The following is a 14,325-nucleotide window of genomic DNA, read 5'->3' as shown; positions in this document are numbered from 1 at the left end:
GAATGACGAGCACGCACACGGCCGACGCCCCCATCGACCTTCGCGACCTCAAGCTGGAGTTTCCCACCTACGGCGGGGCCGTCAGGGCGATCGACGGCGTGTCCATCACGGTGGGCAAGGGAGAGGTGGTCGGCCTTGTCGGAGAATCCGGCAGCGGCAAGTCGGTGACCGCCATGTCGATCATCCGACTTCTTCCGCCGGACAGTCAGCGTGTCGTGGGCGGGCGCATCTCGGTCCTCGGTCGCGACATGCTGAAGCTCAGCGAGGGCGAGTTACAGTCGGTCCGTGGTGACGACGTTGCCATGGTCTTCCAGGAGCCGATGAACGCGCTCAATCCGACCATGCGCATCGGGGACCAGCTTCGCCAAGTCATTCGCCGGCATCAGAAGGCCACGGAAGCCGAAGCGACCGCACGGGCGCTGGAACTGTTGCGCGACATGCGCATCGGCGACCCGAATCGGGTGCTTCGAAACTATCCCTTCGAGCTTTCCGGCGGCATGCGCCAGCGTATCCTCCTCGCCATGGCCTTCTCCTGCCGTCCCGACGTGTTGATCGCCGACGAACCGACGACGGCGCTGGATGTCACGATCCAGGCCCAGGTGCTCGCCCTGATGCAGCAGAAGGCGCGGGAAACCGGCTCGTCCGTGCTCTTCATCACCCACGACATGGCCGTGGTGGCACAGCTCTGTGACCGGGTTCACGTCATGTACGCGGGCCAGGTGGTCGAGCAGGGCACGACAGAGGAAGTACTCTACACGCCGCAGCACCCCTACACACAGGCGCTCCTGCGCTCCCTGCCCGAGCTGGCGGAGCCGCAGCAACCCTTGCCCACCATTCAAGGAATGGTGCCGAACCTCATAGACCCGCCAGCGGGCTGTCGCTTTCGCGAGCGTTGCCATTTTTCCCATCAGCGGTGCCACGAGATGCCAGATATGCTCCAGGCGTCTGGAACGGGGCGCTCTGCGCGTTGCTGGCTGCTCGATCCCGACAATCCGGAACGCGAGGACGCGCTGGAGAAGGGGCGCCAGGCACAAGTGCCAGCGCCGCTGCCGCCGGCGGCTGCCCAGGATGGCGACTCGCTGCTGGAAGTGCAGGACCTGAAGGTTCGCTTTCCGGTCGGGGCGGACTGGCGCGGTCGGCCACGCGCCTTCGTGCACGCACTGAATGGCGTCGACCTTGTCCTGCGTCGCGGCGAGACGCTCGCCGTGGTCGGGGAGTCGGGCTGCGGCAAGTCAACCCTGGGGCAGTCCATCATGGGACTGCTCGCCCCGACTGCGGGGCGCGTGGTCTTCGCCGGGAAGGACCTCCACAATCTGCCGCCACAGCAGATGCGGGAGCTTCGGCGGCGTTTCCAGGTCGTCTTTCAGGATCCTCAGTCATCGCTCAATCCACGCATGCCCGTGTGGAAGGCGATTACGGAGCCTCTGCTCGTGGCGGAGGGTCTGTCGGCAAGGGCGCGCCGCGATCGTGCCGCTGAGCTCGCGCGTCAGGTTGGACTGAACCCGGACCATCTGGAGCGCTATCCTCACGAATTTTCCGGCGGCCAGCGCCAGCGCATTGCCATCGCGCGGGCCCTGGCCCTGCAACCGGACCTGCTCGTGCTCGACGAACCGACGAGCGCGTTGGACGTGTCCGTTCAGGCCCAAATCCTGAATCTTCTCCTTAGGCTAAAGCAGGAATTTGGCCTGACCTACCTCTTCATCACCCACGATGTTTCGGTCGTCCGTCACGTGGCCGATCGGGTGGCCGTGATGTACCTGGGGCAGGTGGTTGAACTCGGGCCTGCGCAGAAAGTGATAGAGGCACCGCAGCACCCCTATACGCGCACCCTCTTGCGTTCGGTTCCCGAGCTGTCGCGGCGACGAGAACTGGCGCCCGCAGATCTGCACGGAGAGCTGCCGAACAACACGCGCTTGCCTTCCTCCTGCTTCTTCCGGGAGCGCTGTCGCTACGCCGCCGCGGGATGCGGTGAGCCGCAGTCGCTTACGGCTGCACCGGATCAGCGCCTTGTGCGCTGCCACCGGAGTGCGGAGCTGCCACCCTGGCCTGATGAGCAGCTGGGGGACGCCGGCCAGACCCCCGAGATCCCGGCGCCGGAGTCGACGGCAAGCGCCTGAGCGCGCCTTGGCAGCGCCGATTTCCCGCCCTGCATCGCCGCCGCCATCGGAGCGCGAAAATTTTTCTACTGATCAAGCTAAGATTGTTCTGATCTGCCCTGCGTTTCACGCAGTTCTCTTTCGCCGTGTCCATCCCACTTTCAAGCCCAAGTGCCTTGAGCCTGTCCGAGCTGCAGCCCGGATTGGCCGAGGTCGTGCCTCTTGAAACGCAAGGGAAAGCTGAGCCAATGAACAAACTGAAACTGGCCGTCATCGTGGGCAGCAATCGCAGCGAGTCGATCAACGCCAAGCTCGCAAACGCCCTGATCGGGCTGGTCGAGGATCGCGTGGATGCGCGGCTCATACAGATCGACGACCTGCCGATGTACAACCCCGACCTTGAAGGCGCGCGCCCCGAGGCGGTGCAGCGCTTTACGCGGGAAGTTGCCGCGGCCGATGCCATCCTCGTTGTTACCCCTGAGCACAACCGCTCCGTCCCCGCTGTCCTCAAGAACGCCATTGACTGGGGCTCCAAGCCGGCCGAGAACAATGTCTGGAAGGGCAAGGTTGCCGCCATCACCGGCACCTCTCCGGGCGCCATCGGCACCGCGGTTGGTCAGCAGCACCTGCGTCAGATTCTGGGCATCCTCGGCAGCCTGGTCATCGGCGGCGAAGCCTACATCTCTTTCAAGCCGGACCTGCTCGACGCCGAGGGGCGCTTTGGGAACGAAAGCACCCGCGCCTTCCTCGGCGCCTACATGGAGCAATTGCTTGAGCTTGCGGGCCGGATTAGCGAGGCGCCCGCCAAAGCGGCCTGACCTCGCCGCTCTCCGGGTGGTCGGTTGAATATTCAGCCGGCTGAGGGCAGGGCAACAGCGTGTCGGCCAGCCTTGTGCTGGAACCGAGGCGCCGTCGCTCGCGTTGCCTTGCGAGGAAGCCCTCTCACCCGCAGTCCGTCGCGTGCGGACGGGAGCGTCCGGCTTGGGTCCGTCCGAGCTTTTCGAACTCTGTCTTGCCAGCCTGCCACCTGTGGTGCCAGGAACGCTTTGGCGTGCCTGGGTGCTGGCGCCGGAGACGCTGGTGCCGCTGCTGGCCCTGCTCGCTCTGCCCTGGCTGCCCGGCCTGCGCGCGCGGGTGGGGGGTGGCGAGCGTTGGTCCTGGCTTCTGGGATGCCTGCTGCTCGCCGTCTCGCTGGTCTCGCCGCTCTGCCGCCTGTCGGCGACGCTGGCCTCGATGCACATGGTGCAGCACCTGTTGGTGATCCTGCTGGCCCCGGCTGCCATGGCGCCCCTGCTGCTGCGCATGCGCCTGCCGCTGCCCCGCCCAGCGCTGACGACGCTCCTTTTTGGCGGCCTGATCTGGTTGGCGCACGCGCCGCCAATCTATCAGGCGGCGCTGCTCTCCCCGACGCTTCATTTGCTGCTGCTGGCCGCCAGCCTCGGCCTGGCGCTGCTCTTCTGGTGCACCGCACTGGCCGCCGAACCCCTCAGAGGGATGGGCATGGTCTTTGCCACCATGCTGCACAGCGGTCTGCTGGGGGCGCTGCTCACCTTCTCGCCGCGGCTTTGGTATCCCGTCTTCGGCAGCGGCCCGCTGGCCTGGGGTCTCACACCTCTGGCAGACCAGCAGCTCGCCGGCCTGATCATGTGGGTGCCCATGGCGCTGCTGCTGTTGCTCGCCGGGTTTTGGATCGCCGCCAGGGGCCTGCGCCACCAAACTCTCCACTGAAAATCCGCGTGCCCCTCAGGCGCAGGGCGGCAGGAACAGCACTGGAAAGCCGACCCACAGAGTGGCGGCCAGGGCCGAGAAATGCAGGATCAGGCTCACCCGCCGCATGAAACTGGCATGTTCGTTCTCGGGGTGGCTGCGGTGGGTGCGGTGGATCAGCAGCGCCAGACCTGCCAAGTGCAGCAACCAGATGATCACCAGAACCAGCGTTGTGGCGTTCAGCCCGAAGGGCCCGGCCGGCAGATCGAGCGCCAGGGCACAGCCTACAGACTGCAGCGTATAGAGGCTGACGAAACAGCTTGCCCAGATCAGGTAGCCGGCGATCAACCCCAGCAGCGCGCGCGGGCGCAGGAAGGCGGCCGCGCTCATGGCGCCAGGACCCAGGGCAGCAGCATGATCGCCGCGAGGATCAGTAGGCCCGCCCCGCTCGTGTAGTCCCACCAGAGCTGCAGCACGCGCAGATCGAGCTGGCGCAAAGCGGAGACGAAGCCGGCGCGGCAGCGCAGCAGCACGAAGCCTGCCATCACCACACCCAGCAGGCAGTGGAAGGCGCCATAGCCGGCCAGCACCGCGGTCACGGCGAAGTAGGCGTGGGTCTGCGGCGGTGGTGCGCCCAGCGGGATCGCCAGCAGGGCGCCCGCGGCCAGCAGGCCAGCCAGCAGGAGCACCAGCAACCAGATGCCGCGCATTCCCGCTGCTGCCCGTCTGTTCGCGGCCAAGGCGCCCCGTGCGGCGAGGAGCCCAACCAGCAGGGCAAGCGCGCCGAGCAGCGGGATCAGCGGCTGCAGTTCGATAAAGGCCGGCGGCGGCCAGTTCGGCGCCACTGTCCAGAGGAAGAGGTAGCCGAACAGCAACGCGGCCAGGACGGTGCCGTCGGCCACCAGGGTGAAGAGCAGGCCCCACCAGCCGGGCGCTGCGGGCACCGCGGCCTGTGGCAGCAGCTTTATGCCTTCGCCGGCTCGCAGCGGCTCCGGGTCCTGCCGCCGCCCGTGCGACCAGGCCCAGCGCAGGAAGACGCCCAGCGCGAGCAGCGCGCCGACCGCCGCCAGCGGGTAGAGCTTGAGCAGAAAGGAGAGAAAGAAGACCCCAGTGAAGACCGCGCCGAGGAAGGGCATCCAGTTGGGGGCCGGCAGTTTGACGATGTGCGCCGGGCGGCCGCTGACCACCTCGACGGCCAGGGTTTCGCGCCCGTCCGGCCGCGGTATGGCGAGCAGGCCTTCTCCGGCGGCCAGCGCCCGCGGCAGGTCCGGAGTGTCGTGCAGGGGCTCCCGGCTCTCGACCCGAGGCAGAGAGCCGAAGTTGTAGCTGGGCGGCGGCTTGGGCAGTGTCCACTCAAGCGTGCCGGCGCCCCACGGATTGCGCGGCGCGCGCTGGCCGATGCGAAAGTGCAGGAAGAGGTCCAGCAGGACCAGTGCCACGCCGATCGACATGATGAACCCGCCCACCGACGACAGCAGGTTGAGCGTCTCCCAGCCCAGCCCGCTGTCATAGGTGTAGACCCGCCGCGGCATGCCTTTGAGCCCGGTCAGGTGCATCATGAAGAAGGTCAGGTTGAAGCCGATGAATATCAGCCAGAAGGCCACCACCCCCAGGCGCTCGGAGGGCATGCGTCCCGAGGCCACTGGCAGCCAGTAGGTGAGCCCGGCGAGCAGCGGGAAAACCATGCCGCCGACCAGCACGTAGTGCATGTGGGCGACGACAAAATGGGTGTCGTGGACCTGCCAGTTGAAGGGCACCAGCGCCAGCATAACGCCTGTCAGCCCTCCCATGACGAAAACCACCAGGAAGCCGAAGAGGTAAAGCATCGGCAAGCGCACATAGGGTCTTCCCGCCATCAGCGTGGCGATCCAGGCGAAGAACTGGATGCCGGTGGGGATCGCAACCAGCATGGAGGCGGCGGAGAAGAAGACGAGCGCCAGGTGCGGGATGCCGACCGTGAACATGTGGTGCACCCAGAGCCCGAAGCTGATGAAGCCGGTGGCGACGATGCTGGCGACAATCCAGCCATAGCCGATCATGGGATGGCGGGCGAAGACCGGAATAAGCGTCGAGACGATGCCGGCGGCTGGCAGGAAGATGATGTAGACCTCGGGATGGCCGAAGAGCCAGAAGAGGTGCTGCCACAGCAGCGAGTCACCGCCGCGCGCCACCTCGAAGAAGGGCCAATCGAAGGCCCGCTCCAGTTCCAGCAGGATGCTGCCCAGGATCAGTGGCGGAAAGCCAACGACGATCATCATTGCCGTTACCAGAATATACCAGGCAAACAGCGGCATGCGGTCCAGGCTCATGCCGGCGGTGCGGATGCGCAGCACCGTCACGGTGATTTCGACCCCGGCAGCGAGCGCAGAGACCTCGACGAAGGTGACGCCGATCAGCCAGACGTCCGAATTGATGCCGGGCGTGTAGGTGCTGCCGGACAGCGGCGTGTACATGAACCAGCCGCTGTCCGGCGCCAGGCCCAGGAGCAGTGCTGCCAGCAAGATCATGCCGCCGAAAAAATAGCACCAATAGCCAAATGCGCTCAGCGCCGGGAAGGCGAGGTCGCGCCCGCCCAGCATCTTGGGGAGGAGATAGAGGGCAAGGCCCTCCAGCACGGGGATGGCGAAGAGGAACATCATCACCGTGCCGTGCATGGTGAAGATCTGGTTATAGGCCGCGTGTCCCAGGAAGGCGCTTTCGGCGGTGGCCAGCTGGGCACGAATCAGCATCGCCAGCAGGCCGCCCACCAGGAAGAAAAAGAGGCCGGTGTAGATGAAGCGCAGGCCAACGATCGAATGGTTCACCGAGGTCAGGCGACCAAACCCGCCTGGCGTGCGGAAATCGACGTCAAGCCGCCGGTGGCGCTCGATGGGGCTGATGTGCGACCTGCTCACCTTGGCCCCTCCAAGTGGTTAGCAATGGCTTCGAGCGTCTCCGGGTCCAGGTGGTCGTGGCGCGGCATACGATTGCCCGGCTTCAGGTCTTGATGATCACGGAGCCAGCGCAGCAGCGCCCCCTCCGCATTGGGCAGGGTGCCGGCGCCGAGCGTGGCTCTGTGCGGAAGGTCGGCCAGATTGGGTGCCGGCGTTGCCCCGCGCGTGCGTGGGTCGAGGCTGTGGCAGACCGCGCAGTGCTCCTGGAAGGCGGCAGCCCCTGGCGCTTCGGCGCTGTCCGACTCTCGGGTTGGGGACAGTAACGCTAACCGCTCCTCCAGGGCCTCTGTCTCGTGTGCCTCGATCAGCAGCGCCATGCGGCTGTGCTGGGCGCCGCAGAACTCTGCGCACTGTCCCCTATAGACGCCGGCTGCCGGCGCCTCGAGGCGGATCACGTTGGTGTGGCCGGGCAAAGCGTCGATCTTACCGCCGAGCCGCGGTACCCAGAAGCTGTGGATCACGTCCTCAGCTCTAACGGTGATGTCCACCGGCCGGCCGGCAGGGATGTGGATCTCATTAGCGGCGTGCAGCGGTCCGTCCTCGGCGTCGGGATAGGTCACCTCCCACCACCACTGGTGTGCGCGCACCTCGATGCGATAAACCTCGCGCTCGCCCGGCAGGGGCAGGAGGGCGTGACCGGCACCGATGCCCCAGATGAGCAGTGCGGCGAGCACCGCAGGGGTGAAGACCAGGCCGCCGCCGACGATCAGCAGTCGCGGGGTGATCCCGCTGCGCCGCGCGCCGCGGCCATAGATGGCGTAGAGTGCGAGCGCGACCACCGCGCCGAGGATCAAAAAGCTGCCGCCCAGCATTACCCACCAGACCCCGGCGAGGGCGTCGGCTGCAGGCCCGGCGGGATCGAGGGCCGACATCGGTCCGTCGGTGCAGCTGGTAAGCACGAATGGGAGTGCAACGACATGGCGGAAAGGCGCGAGACGTCCGAGCATGGGCTGGAGCGGGTGGCCACACCGCCGCCGGAGGAGGGAACCGGCACGATGGTGGCGGTGGCCGGCCACCCGCTGCATCCCATGCTGATCACCTTTCCCATCGCGCTGCTGCTCTCGGCCTTGGGCAGCGACCTGGCCTTCTGGTGGACGGATGATGATTTCTGGGCACGCATGTCGATCTGGCTGCTGGGCGTCGGCACCGGCATGGGGGCGCTGGCCGGGCTCAGCGGCACGGTGGAACTGCTGGCCGTGTCCGGTATCCGGCGCCGCGCGGCGGGCTGGAATCACTTCGTTGCTGCCGTAATGCTGCTGTCGGTCGGCTTCACCAACTGGGTCTGGCGCATCGAGGATCCGGCCGCCGCCGTGCTGCCCTTGGGTATCGGGCTGTCGGCGCTGGGCGCGTTGCTGGTTTCCATCGCCGGCTGGCTGGGCGGCAAATTGGTCTTCGAACACCAGGTAGGCGTTATCGACGAGGAGGGGGATTAGCGGTTCGGCGCGCATCACAGCGGCTTGCCCAGAACCAGCCAGAGCACCGTCGGGATCAACAGTGTCGGCGCCAGCAGCAGCGAAAAATGCGCCGCGCTGGAGCGCAGGCCGGGCGTGTCGCCCAGCACCGCCAAGACCCGGCCGCAGTAGAGGTGAAAGAGCACCATCAGGCTGACCGCAACCAGCTTCAGGGCCATCCAGGCACCCGAAACCCCCGTCGCATAGACCAGTGCACTGCCGGACAGGATGGCCAGCACCGCAGCCGGCGAGGTCACGGCGACGAAGGTAACGCGGGTCATGACCCTCAGGCGGCGAAAGGACTGTCCACCCGCCGTGTCGGCATGGGCGGCAAAGAGCGCGGGCAGGTAGAACAGCCCGGCACACCAAACCAACAGCGTGACCATGTGCAAGCCCTTGAGCCAGGCCAAGATACGCTCCCCATGCGCGACGACCGCGATCCTGCCGCCATCATCCCCAATGGTTCGGAGGCGCTCCCGGTTCCCGTTTCGGCTGAAGGCGGGCCGGAGATTTGGAACAAGGCTGCGGCCGAGCCTGTTTAATTGTCAGCAGTATCGTCTCAAGCGACGAGCAAGGAGGAGCAGATGAAGGGCACACCGCCCGAATACCGCGACCAACCTCATCGCGAAGAGGATCCCGAGCATCCTCCCCCTGCGGAGGCACGTCAGGGGGCCACACTCGGCCACATGCGCTGGGTCCTGCGCATCAGCATGGTTCTTGCCGCCATTGGCTTGATCGCAGCGTGGCTGCTGCTGTAGCGCGCTCAAGGCTCCGGGGTCACCGACGCCTCCTCCGCCACTACCCTCTGTCCATTTAGCTCTGCCCCCTCGGCCTGGCGGCGCCACATGGCGGCGTAGAGGCGGTCGCGAGCCAGGAGTTCGTTGTGGGTGCCACGCTCGGCGATGCGGCCAGCGTCGAGCACAACGATCTCGTCGGCATCCACGATGGTGGATAAGCGATGGGCGATGACCAGCGTCGTGCGTCCCTGGCTCACCGCGCGCAGGGCGGCGAGGATCTCCTGCTCGGTCTTGCTGTCGAGCGCCGAGGTGGCCTCGTCGAAGACGATGATCGCCGGGCGTTTCAGCACCATGCGCGCGATGGCGACCCGCTGTTTCTCACCGCCGGACAGTTTGAGGCCACGCTCGCCCACGGTGGTCTCGTAGCGCTGGGGCAGGCTCTCAACGAAGGCATCTAGGCTGGCGATACGCGCCGCCTCCTCGATCTCCGCCCTGGTGGCCTCTGGGCGACCGTAGGCGATATTGTAGGCAAGGGTGTCGTTGAAGAGCACTGTGTCCTGAGGAACGATTCCGATGGCGGCTCTCAGCGAGGTCTGGGAAACATCGCGGATGTCTTGCCCGTCGAGGCGCACCGCGCCTTCGTCCACATCATAGAAGCGGAACAGCAGCCGCGAGAGGGTTGACTTGCCCGCGCCGCTTGAGCCCACAACCGCCACGGTCTGCCCCGGCTCGATAGCGAAGGTGACGTCCTTCAGGATCGGGCGGTCGGGGCTGTAGCCGAAGCCCACGCACTCGAAGGCCACCCGCCCGCCGCTGACTTTGAGGGCCGGTGCACCGGGCGGGTCGGTGACCTCCTGCTCCACACGCAGCAGGGAGTACATGGTTTCCATGTCCACCAGCGCCTGCTTGATCTCGCGATAGACGAAGCCGATGAAGTTGAGCGGCTGCGCCAGTTGCATCATGTAGGCGTTGACCGCGACGAAGTCGCCCACCGTCATGGTGCCGGCCTGCACGCGCACCGCGGCCAGCAGCATTAGGCCGGTGACGCCGAAGCCGATGATGATTGCCTGACCGATGTTCAGCAGCGAGAGACTGGTTTTGGAAGCAGTGGCGGCCCGCTCATAGGCGCGCAAACCCTCCTCCAGTCGGGCGGATTCCCGGCTCTCGGCGGTGAAGTACTTGACTGTTTCGTAGTTCAGCAGGGCGTCGATGGCGCGCGTATTGGCCTGCTGGTCGCTCTCGTTCATGGCCCGGCGCAGCCGCAGCCGCCACTCGGTCACCCGATAGGTATAGACGATATAGATGCCGACGGTGGCGAAGGTGATTGCTGCCACCTCCCAGCCATAGAGCCACCAGAGGATGGCGCTGGTCAGTCCCAGTTCGACGAAGGTCGGCAGAATCGAGAAGAGCGCGAAGTTCAGCAGCGTCTCGATGGCCTTGGTGCCGCGCTCGATCACCCGCGAGAGGCCGCCGGTCTGGCGTTCGAGATGGAAGCGCAGCGACAGGGCGTGCAGATGCTGGAAGGTGCGCAGGCCCGCGCGACGCACCGCCCGTTGGCCGACGCGGGCAAAGAAGAAGTCGCGCAATTCCTGAAAGGTGAGCGAGAGAACCCGCCCCGCCCCGTAGGCCAGGATGATCCAGACGGGCAGCAGCAGTTCGGAGCGCAGATCGACATCTGCTTCGGCATAGGCGGTCAGCGCGTCGACCGCTTGCTTGTACAGCAGCGGCACCAGCACGATCGCGACCTTGGCCAGGACGAGGCAGACGATTGCTGCGACCACGCGGCCGCGCAAGGCGCGCTCATCGTCGGGCCAGAGTTCCGGTAGCAGATCCTTCAGGGTCTGCCAGTGACTGCGATCGGCTGGGGAAGGGGGCATGTGCTGGCGGGGCATGCCTAGCAGATGAGGTTTGTCCGGTGAAATTCAATAGTTCCAGTGCTATCGAAATCTAAACATGCATCTGGTTGCACACGCCAATTGGGTGTAGATGATCTGTCTGGGCAGTTTTCGAATGAGGTGCAACTTCCCGGGTGAGAGAAGAACAAGCCAGCAAGAAGGCGATGGCGCCAATGACAGGGCGGGTGGAGCGGAGACGGGAGTGGGCGGTGGCTTTGGCCGTCGGCCTCGATTTCCTTATTCTTATTCCCTATTTCATCGTCGGCTTCATGGCCATGTCCTGGCCGATCATCGCCGAAAGCCTGCGCGGCAGTCTCTTGACGGTCGTGGGCATCGTCTCACTGATCACCCTGCGCCGGATTCACCGCGGCAAGCTTGGGCGGTACGAATACGGTTCCGGAAAGCTCGAGCAGGCCATCACCATCCTGATCGCCTGCCTGTTGTTGCTGGCGGCGGGATTGCTGCTCTGGCGCATTTCCGGCCTCGCGCCCCAGCATCGACCGAGTCCCTTTCTCGCGACGTCGGCGGTGATGCTGGTTTGCCTCAATGTGGTGCTGAACGGGATACAGCTCTTCTCCCTCTATCGGGCCAGTCGCGATGGCGGCTCGATCATCGTGCGCGCGCAGTACCATGCCCGCTGGGTGAAGACTGCCGCCTCGATCTTCGTGGTGATCGCCGTGGCGGTGGCGATGATCACTTCGGACCCGCAGGTGGCACGGTTGGCGGAGCAGATCGGGACGCTCTGCGTGATCGTCATCATGGTGGGAACGGCTGTGGCCATGCTGCGTGCCGCCCTGCCGGATCTGCTCGATCGCTCCCTGCCGGAGACGGCCCAGCATGCCGTTAACCGAGTCTTAGCTCGCAACATCGAGGCCTTCGAGCAGCTCGGTCGCATTCGAACGCGACGGGCCGGTGAAACGCTACATGTGGAGATGGAACTCTTCCTTGATGGCAAGCGCCCCTTGGCCGAGGCCTCCGCGTTGGCGGAAAGCATGAGTCAGCAAATGATGGAAGAGATCCCCGGCGTCGATCCCGTGATCGTGCTGCGTGCCGTTCCGAGTGAAGAGGTGAGATAGGATTTGGGCAGGTGATGGCAAGCGCCTTGCGTGTGCATGCCGCTCTCAGGGCGCGTAAGGCTCTCAGGGCGTGTAAGGAAGACACTCACGCCGATGCCGAGGCCGCCTTCGACCTCACGCCGCCCGCGTGACGCGGCGCGGGCTTCTACCGGCACGCTGCTAAATTTCGCTGACGCAAACGCGGTTGCGGCCGGAGTTCTTTGCGTCATAAAGCGCGACGTCCGCTGCCAGCACCAGGCGATGCCGGGTTTCTGCATCGCTGCGGTGCGGCCGCGTCGCGGCAACTCCCAAGCTGACGGTTACGATGCCTTCCGGGTTCAGGCTGTGGGGCAGTTGCAGGCCAGTGATCCGCTGGCGCAATTGCTCTGCCATTGCTTCGGCCCCCTGGAGGTCAGTGGCGGGCAGAAGCACTGCAAACTCCTCGCCGCCGGTGCGCGCAGCGAGGTCCCCCGGTCGCTTGGCGATGCCATCGATCGCCTTGGCCACGGCCGCCAGGCACTGGTCGCCGGCTGGGTGGCCATAGTGATCGTTGTAGCGCTTGAAGTAGTCGATATCGAGCATGACCAGGGAGAGCGGCGCTTCCTCCCGCAGGGCCCGTGCCCACTCCGAACGCAAGCGCTCCTGAAAGATTCGCCGGTTCGCGAGGCCGGTGAGGCCGTCCGTCGAGGCCAAGTTGGCAAGCTCCTGGTTGGCCAGGCGCAGGGATTCGTTCAGGTCGGCAACGTAGCGTGACTGGAAAACGAAGGCCGCGCGCTCCTGAAAGAAGCGGGCGGCGGCGAGTTCCGCGGCCAGCCATGGGCGGGAACGTCCGCGCACCGTTTCCCGCCAAACGGCGGATGAAGCGCGCGGGTTCAGCTTGCCTGTCTCCTCGTCCAGGAATGTCGACTCGTGGGGATTGCCGACCCATTTGATTTCCTCGATCTGCTCCGCCAGAAACCAGAGAACCAGGGCTCGGGTATTGACGGAGAGGCGAATGGCCAGCACGCCGCCAGCCCGGGGCGTAAAGGCGCGTGCCGCAGGTACATCCCGTGCCAGGCAGTGGGTGGCGTAGAAGCCCTCTTCTCCCATTTTGGCGGCCAGGGCGTCGCGCAGATGCAGGATGGCGGCATCACCTGGATTCGTTCCGTAGGCCGCAACCTTGTCCTGGTAGGTCACCGCCACGCCGTGGGCGGGGACGACGTCCAGCAGTTCGGAGCCGCGACCCAACAGTGCGTACTCGTCTTGGTCCATGGCAACGATGCTGCGCAGCAGAGCGGTGCTGGCGGCATCCATCTGCGCCTTCTTAGAAAATGCCGCTTCGCGTTGCCGAGACTCGATCTGCCGGCTAAGCAGTTCCGCGATGTGGCAGCACTCCTCCTGTGTCTCGTAGGGGATGACCCGCGACGTGCTGTTGTGGCAGGCGATCAAGCCCCAGAGTTCGCCTTCCACCAAGAGCGACAGCGACATATATCCGCTGACGCCCAGGTTGCGCAGATACTGCAGATGCACCGGCGCAACGCTGCGCAGCAGGGAATGGCTCATGTCGAGCGACGGCTCGTCACTCCCATTCAGGGCGCGCAGCGGCGCAGGCTTGTAATTGACGTCGGGAATGAGGCGGAACCTGCTGGTTCTGTAAAGTTCGCGTGCCTGTGTGGGCAGGTCCGAGGCTGGGAAGCGATGGTCCAGATAGCTGCTCAGCTCGGCTGTCTTGGATTCGGCCACCACCGTTCCCGTGCCATCCTCGAGGAAGCGATAGAGCAAAACGCGGTCATAGCCGGTGATCTGACTGATCGCCCGGGTCGTCCTATTGAAGGCGTCATCGAGGCTCTCGGCGGAGGAGATGCGCTCGATGGTCCCGCGCAGACGGGACAGCAGTCGGGGGGTGCTGTTTTGGTAATCTGCTGGAAACGCCTCCGGGTCCTTGGCGGGAATGAACTCGACCACCACGGGGCCGTCACTGTTGAGGATGTGCGCAAGCAGAACCAGCGGGCCACGAGGAGAGCCATTCAGGGTGGTCAGGTAAATAGGTATGTGGGAGAGGGGTTCGCCGCTGCGTGCGATCAGGCTTTCCAGAGAATCACCGGCAAGGTCGGCCAGAGCGCCCCCTTTGGCGGCAATTTCTTTGCCGAGAAATCCGCCGAAATCCCCTGCGGCCATCGTGATCTGATCACTTTCCCGATCGACCACCGTTAGTAAACCGTATGGCTGTATTGCGCTGGGGCGAAGCATCAGCTCTCGCGCACAGGCTTCTTCGACCCCATCTAAAAGCTCAGCCATTGAATGTTCCTTGTGTCAATGTTCCGGCCGGCCGCTCCGCCAGCCTGGATGGCACAAAAACAGGATTCCCAAAATCAGCTATCTCGCTACTGGATATGTTAGTCATTGTAGAGCGAGACGCCACAGCTTTTAGTCGAATTTCATTGGAGGCGCCTAGAAAGGGGCGACGCGCCC

12 protein-coding genes are annotated in these 14,325 nt (G+C 65.2%); 6 read left to right on the top strand and 6 right to left on the bottom strand.

Going from position 1 to position 14,325, the window contains the following annotated elements; translation table 11 throughout:
- Window positions 1-2: 2 nt before the first annotated feature.
- The 3 genes from P2G67_RS13240 to P2G67_RS13230 all read left to right on the top strand — a co-directional run bounded on the left by P2G67_RS13240 (window position 3) and on the right by P2G67_RS13230 (window position 3,824).
- Entirely contained in the window at window positions 3-2,117 is a 2,115-nt protein-coding gene (locus P2G67_RS13240) for an ABC transporter ATP-binding protein (protein WP_275823708.1), read from the top strand.
- A 227-nt stretch (window positions 2,118-2,344) separates the two neighbouring features.
- On the top strand, window positions 2,345-2,914 hold the full coding sequence (locus P2G67_RS13235; protein ID WP_275823707.1) for an NADPH-dependent FMN reductase: 570 nt from the start codon (window positions 2,345-2,347) through the stop codon (window positions 2,912-2,914).
- 163 nt (window positions 2,915-3,077) lie between these two features.
- Window positions 3,078-3,824: a cytochrome c oxidase assembly protein gene (locus P2G67_RS13230; protein ID WP_275823706.1), complete on the top strand. Its 747-nt coding sequence runs from the start codon at window positions 3,078-3,080 to the stop codon at window positions 3,822-3,824.
- 15 nt (window positions 3,825-3,839) lie between these two features.
- Here P2G67_RS13230 and P2G67_RS13225 read toward each other — a convergent pair whose 3' ends face one another.
- The 3 genes from P2G67_RS13225 to coxB are packed head-to-tail and all read right to left on the bottom strand — an operon-like array spanning window position 3,840 to window position 7,608.
- Window positions 3,840-4,193, bottom strand: a complete 354-nt coding sequence (locus tag P2G67_RS13225; protein WP_275823705.1) for a hypothetical protein — start codon at window positions 4,191-4,193, stop codon at window positions 3,840-3,842.
- A complete protein-coding gene (gene ctaD, locus P2G67_RS13220; protein WP_275823704.1) occupies window positions 4,190-6,697 on the bottom strand; it encodes a cytochrome c oxidase subunit I in 2,508 nt (835 codons plus the stop codon). The genes P2G67_RS13225 and ctaD overlap by 4 nt, the downstream gene beginning before the upstream one ends.
- Window positions 6,694-7,608, bottom strand: a complete 915-nt coding sequence (gene coxB, locus P2G67_RS13215; RefSeq protein ID WP_275823703.1) for a cytochrome c oxidase subunit II — start codon at window positions 7,606-7,608, stop codon at window positions 6,694-6,696. The genes ctaD and coxB overlap by 4 nt, the downstream gene beginning before the upstream one ends.
- A 45-nt stretch (window positions 7,609-7,653) precedes the next feature.
- On the opposite strand from coxB, the gene P2G67_RS13210 reads away from it, so the two are divergent.
- Complete coding sequence (locus P2G67_RS13210; protein ID WP_275823702.1) at window positions 7,654-8,169, top strand: DUF2231 domain-containing protein; 516 nt, start codon at window positions 7,654-7,656, stop codon at window positions 8,167-8,169.
- A 14-nt stretch (window positions 8,170-8,183) separates the two neighbouring features.
- On the opposite strand, the gene P2G67_RS13205 is transcribed toward P2G67_RS13210, so the two are convergent.
- On the bottom strand, window positions 8,184-8,597 hold the full coding sequence (locus tag P2G67_RS13205; RefSeq protein WP_275823701.1) for a CopD family protein: 414 nt from the start codon (window positions 8,595-8,597) through the stop codon (window positions 8,184-8,186).
- Between the two features lie 174 nt (window positions 8,598-8,771).
- Here P2G67_RS13205 and P2G67_RS13200 point away from each other — a divergent pair, with 174 nt between their 5' ends.
- Window positions 8,772-8,945 (top strand): hypothetical protein, encoded by a 174-nt coding sequence (locus P2G67_RS13200; protein ID WP_275823700.1) that lies wholly within the window; start codon window positions 8,772-8,774, stop codon window positions 8,943-8,945.
- 5 nt (window positions 8,946-8,950) lie between these two features.
- On the opposite strand, the gene P2G67_RS13195 is transcribed toward P2G67_RS13200, so the two are convergent.
- A complete protein-coding gene (locus P2G67_RS13195) occupies window positions 8,951-10,801 on the bottom strand; it encodes an ABCB family ABC transporter ATP-binding protein/permease (protein WP_275823699.1) in 1,851 nt (616 codons plus the stop codon).
- A 182-nt stretch (window positions 10,802-10,983) separates the two neighbouring features.
- Between P2G67_RS13195 and P2G67_RS13190 the strand changes: the two genes are divergently transcribed.
- Window positions 10,984-11,895 (top strand): cation diffusion facilitator family transporter, encoded by a 912-nt coding sequence (locus P2G67_RS13190; RefSeq protein ID WP_275823698.1) that lies wholly within the window; start codon window positions 10,984-10,986, stop codon window positions 11,893-11,895.
- A 159-nt stretch (window positions 11,896-12,054) separates the two neighbouring features.
- On the opposite strand, the gene P2G67_RS13185 is transcribed toward P2G67_RS13190, so the two are convergent.
- Window positions 12,055-14,151, bottom strand: a complete 2,097-nt coding sequence (locus P2G67_RS13185) for a diguanylate cyclase domain-containing protein (protein WP_367575377.1) — start codon at window positions 14,149-14,151, stop codon at window positions 12,055-12,057.
- Between the last annotated feature and the right edge of the window lie 174 nt (window positions 14,152-14,325).

This window comes from Aquibaculum arenosum, from assembly GCF_029222965.1.
GTDB lineage: Bacteria > Pseudomonadota > Alphaproteobacteria > Kiloniellales > DSM-21159 > Aquibaculum > Aquibaculum arenosum.
The sequence above is the reverse complement of the archived record's forward strand: the minus strand, read 5'-3'. Positions and strand labels throughout refer to the sequence as shown.

Bases quoted from the DNA above. Each gene is read 5' to 3' on its own strand.
- P2G67_RS13240 (WP_275823708.1), top strand. From the start codon at position 3: ATGACGAGCACGCACACGGCCGACGCCCCCATCGACCTTCGCGACCTC.
- P2G67_RS13235 (WP_275823707.1), top strand. From the start codon at position 2,345: ATGAACAAACTGAAACTGGCCGTCATCGTGGGCAGCAATCGCAGCGAG.
- P2G67_RS13225 (WP_275823705.1), bottom strand. From the start codon at position 4,193: ATGAGCGCGGCCGCCTTCCTGCGCCCGCGCGCGCTGCTGGGGTTGATC.
- coxB (WP_275823703.1), bottom strand. From the start codon at position 7,608: ATGTCGGCCCTCGATCCCGCCGGGCCTGCAGCCGACGCCCTCGCCGGG.
- P2G67_RS13210 (WP_275823702.1), top strand. From the start codon at position 7,654: ATGGCGGAAAGGCGCGAGACGTCCGAGCATGGGCTGGAGCGGGTGGCC.
- P2G67_RS13200 (WP_275823700.1), top strand. From the start codon at position 8,772: ATGAAGGGCACACCGCCCGAATACCGCGACCAACCTCATCGCGAAGAG.
- P2G67_RS13195 (WP_275823699.1), bottom strand. From the start codon at position 10,801: ATGCCCCCTTCCCCAGCCGATCGCAGTCACTGGCAGACCCTGAAGGAT.
- P2G67_RS13190 (WP_275823698.1), top strand. From the start codon at position 10,984: ATGGCGCCAATGACAGGGCGGGTGGAGCGGAGACGGGAGTGGGCGGTG.
- P2G67_RS13185 (WP_367575377.1), bottom strand. From the start codon at position 14,151: ATGGCTGAGCTTTTAGATGGGGTCGAAGAAGCCTGTGCGCGAGAGCTG.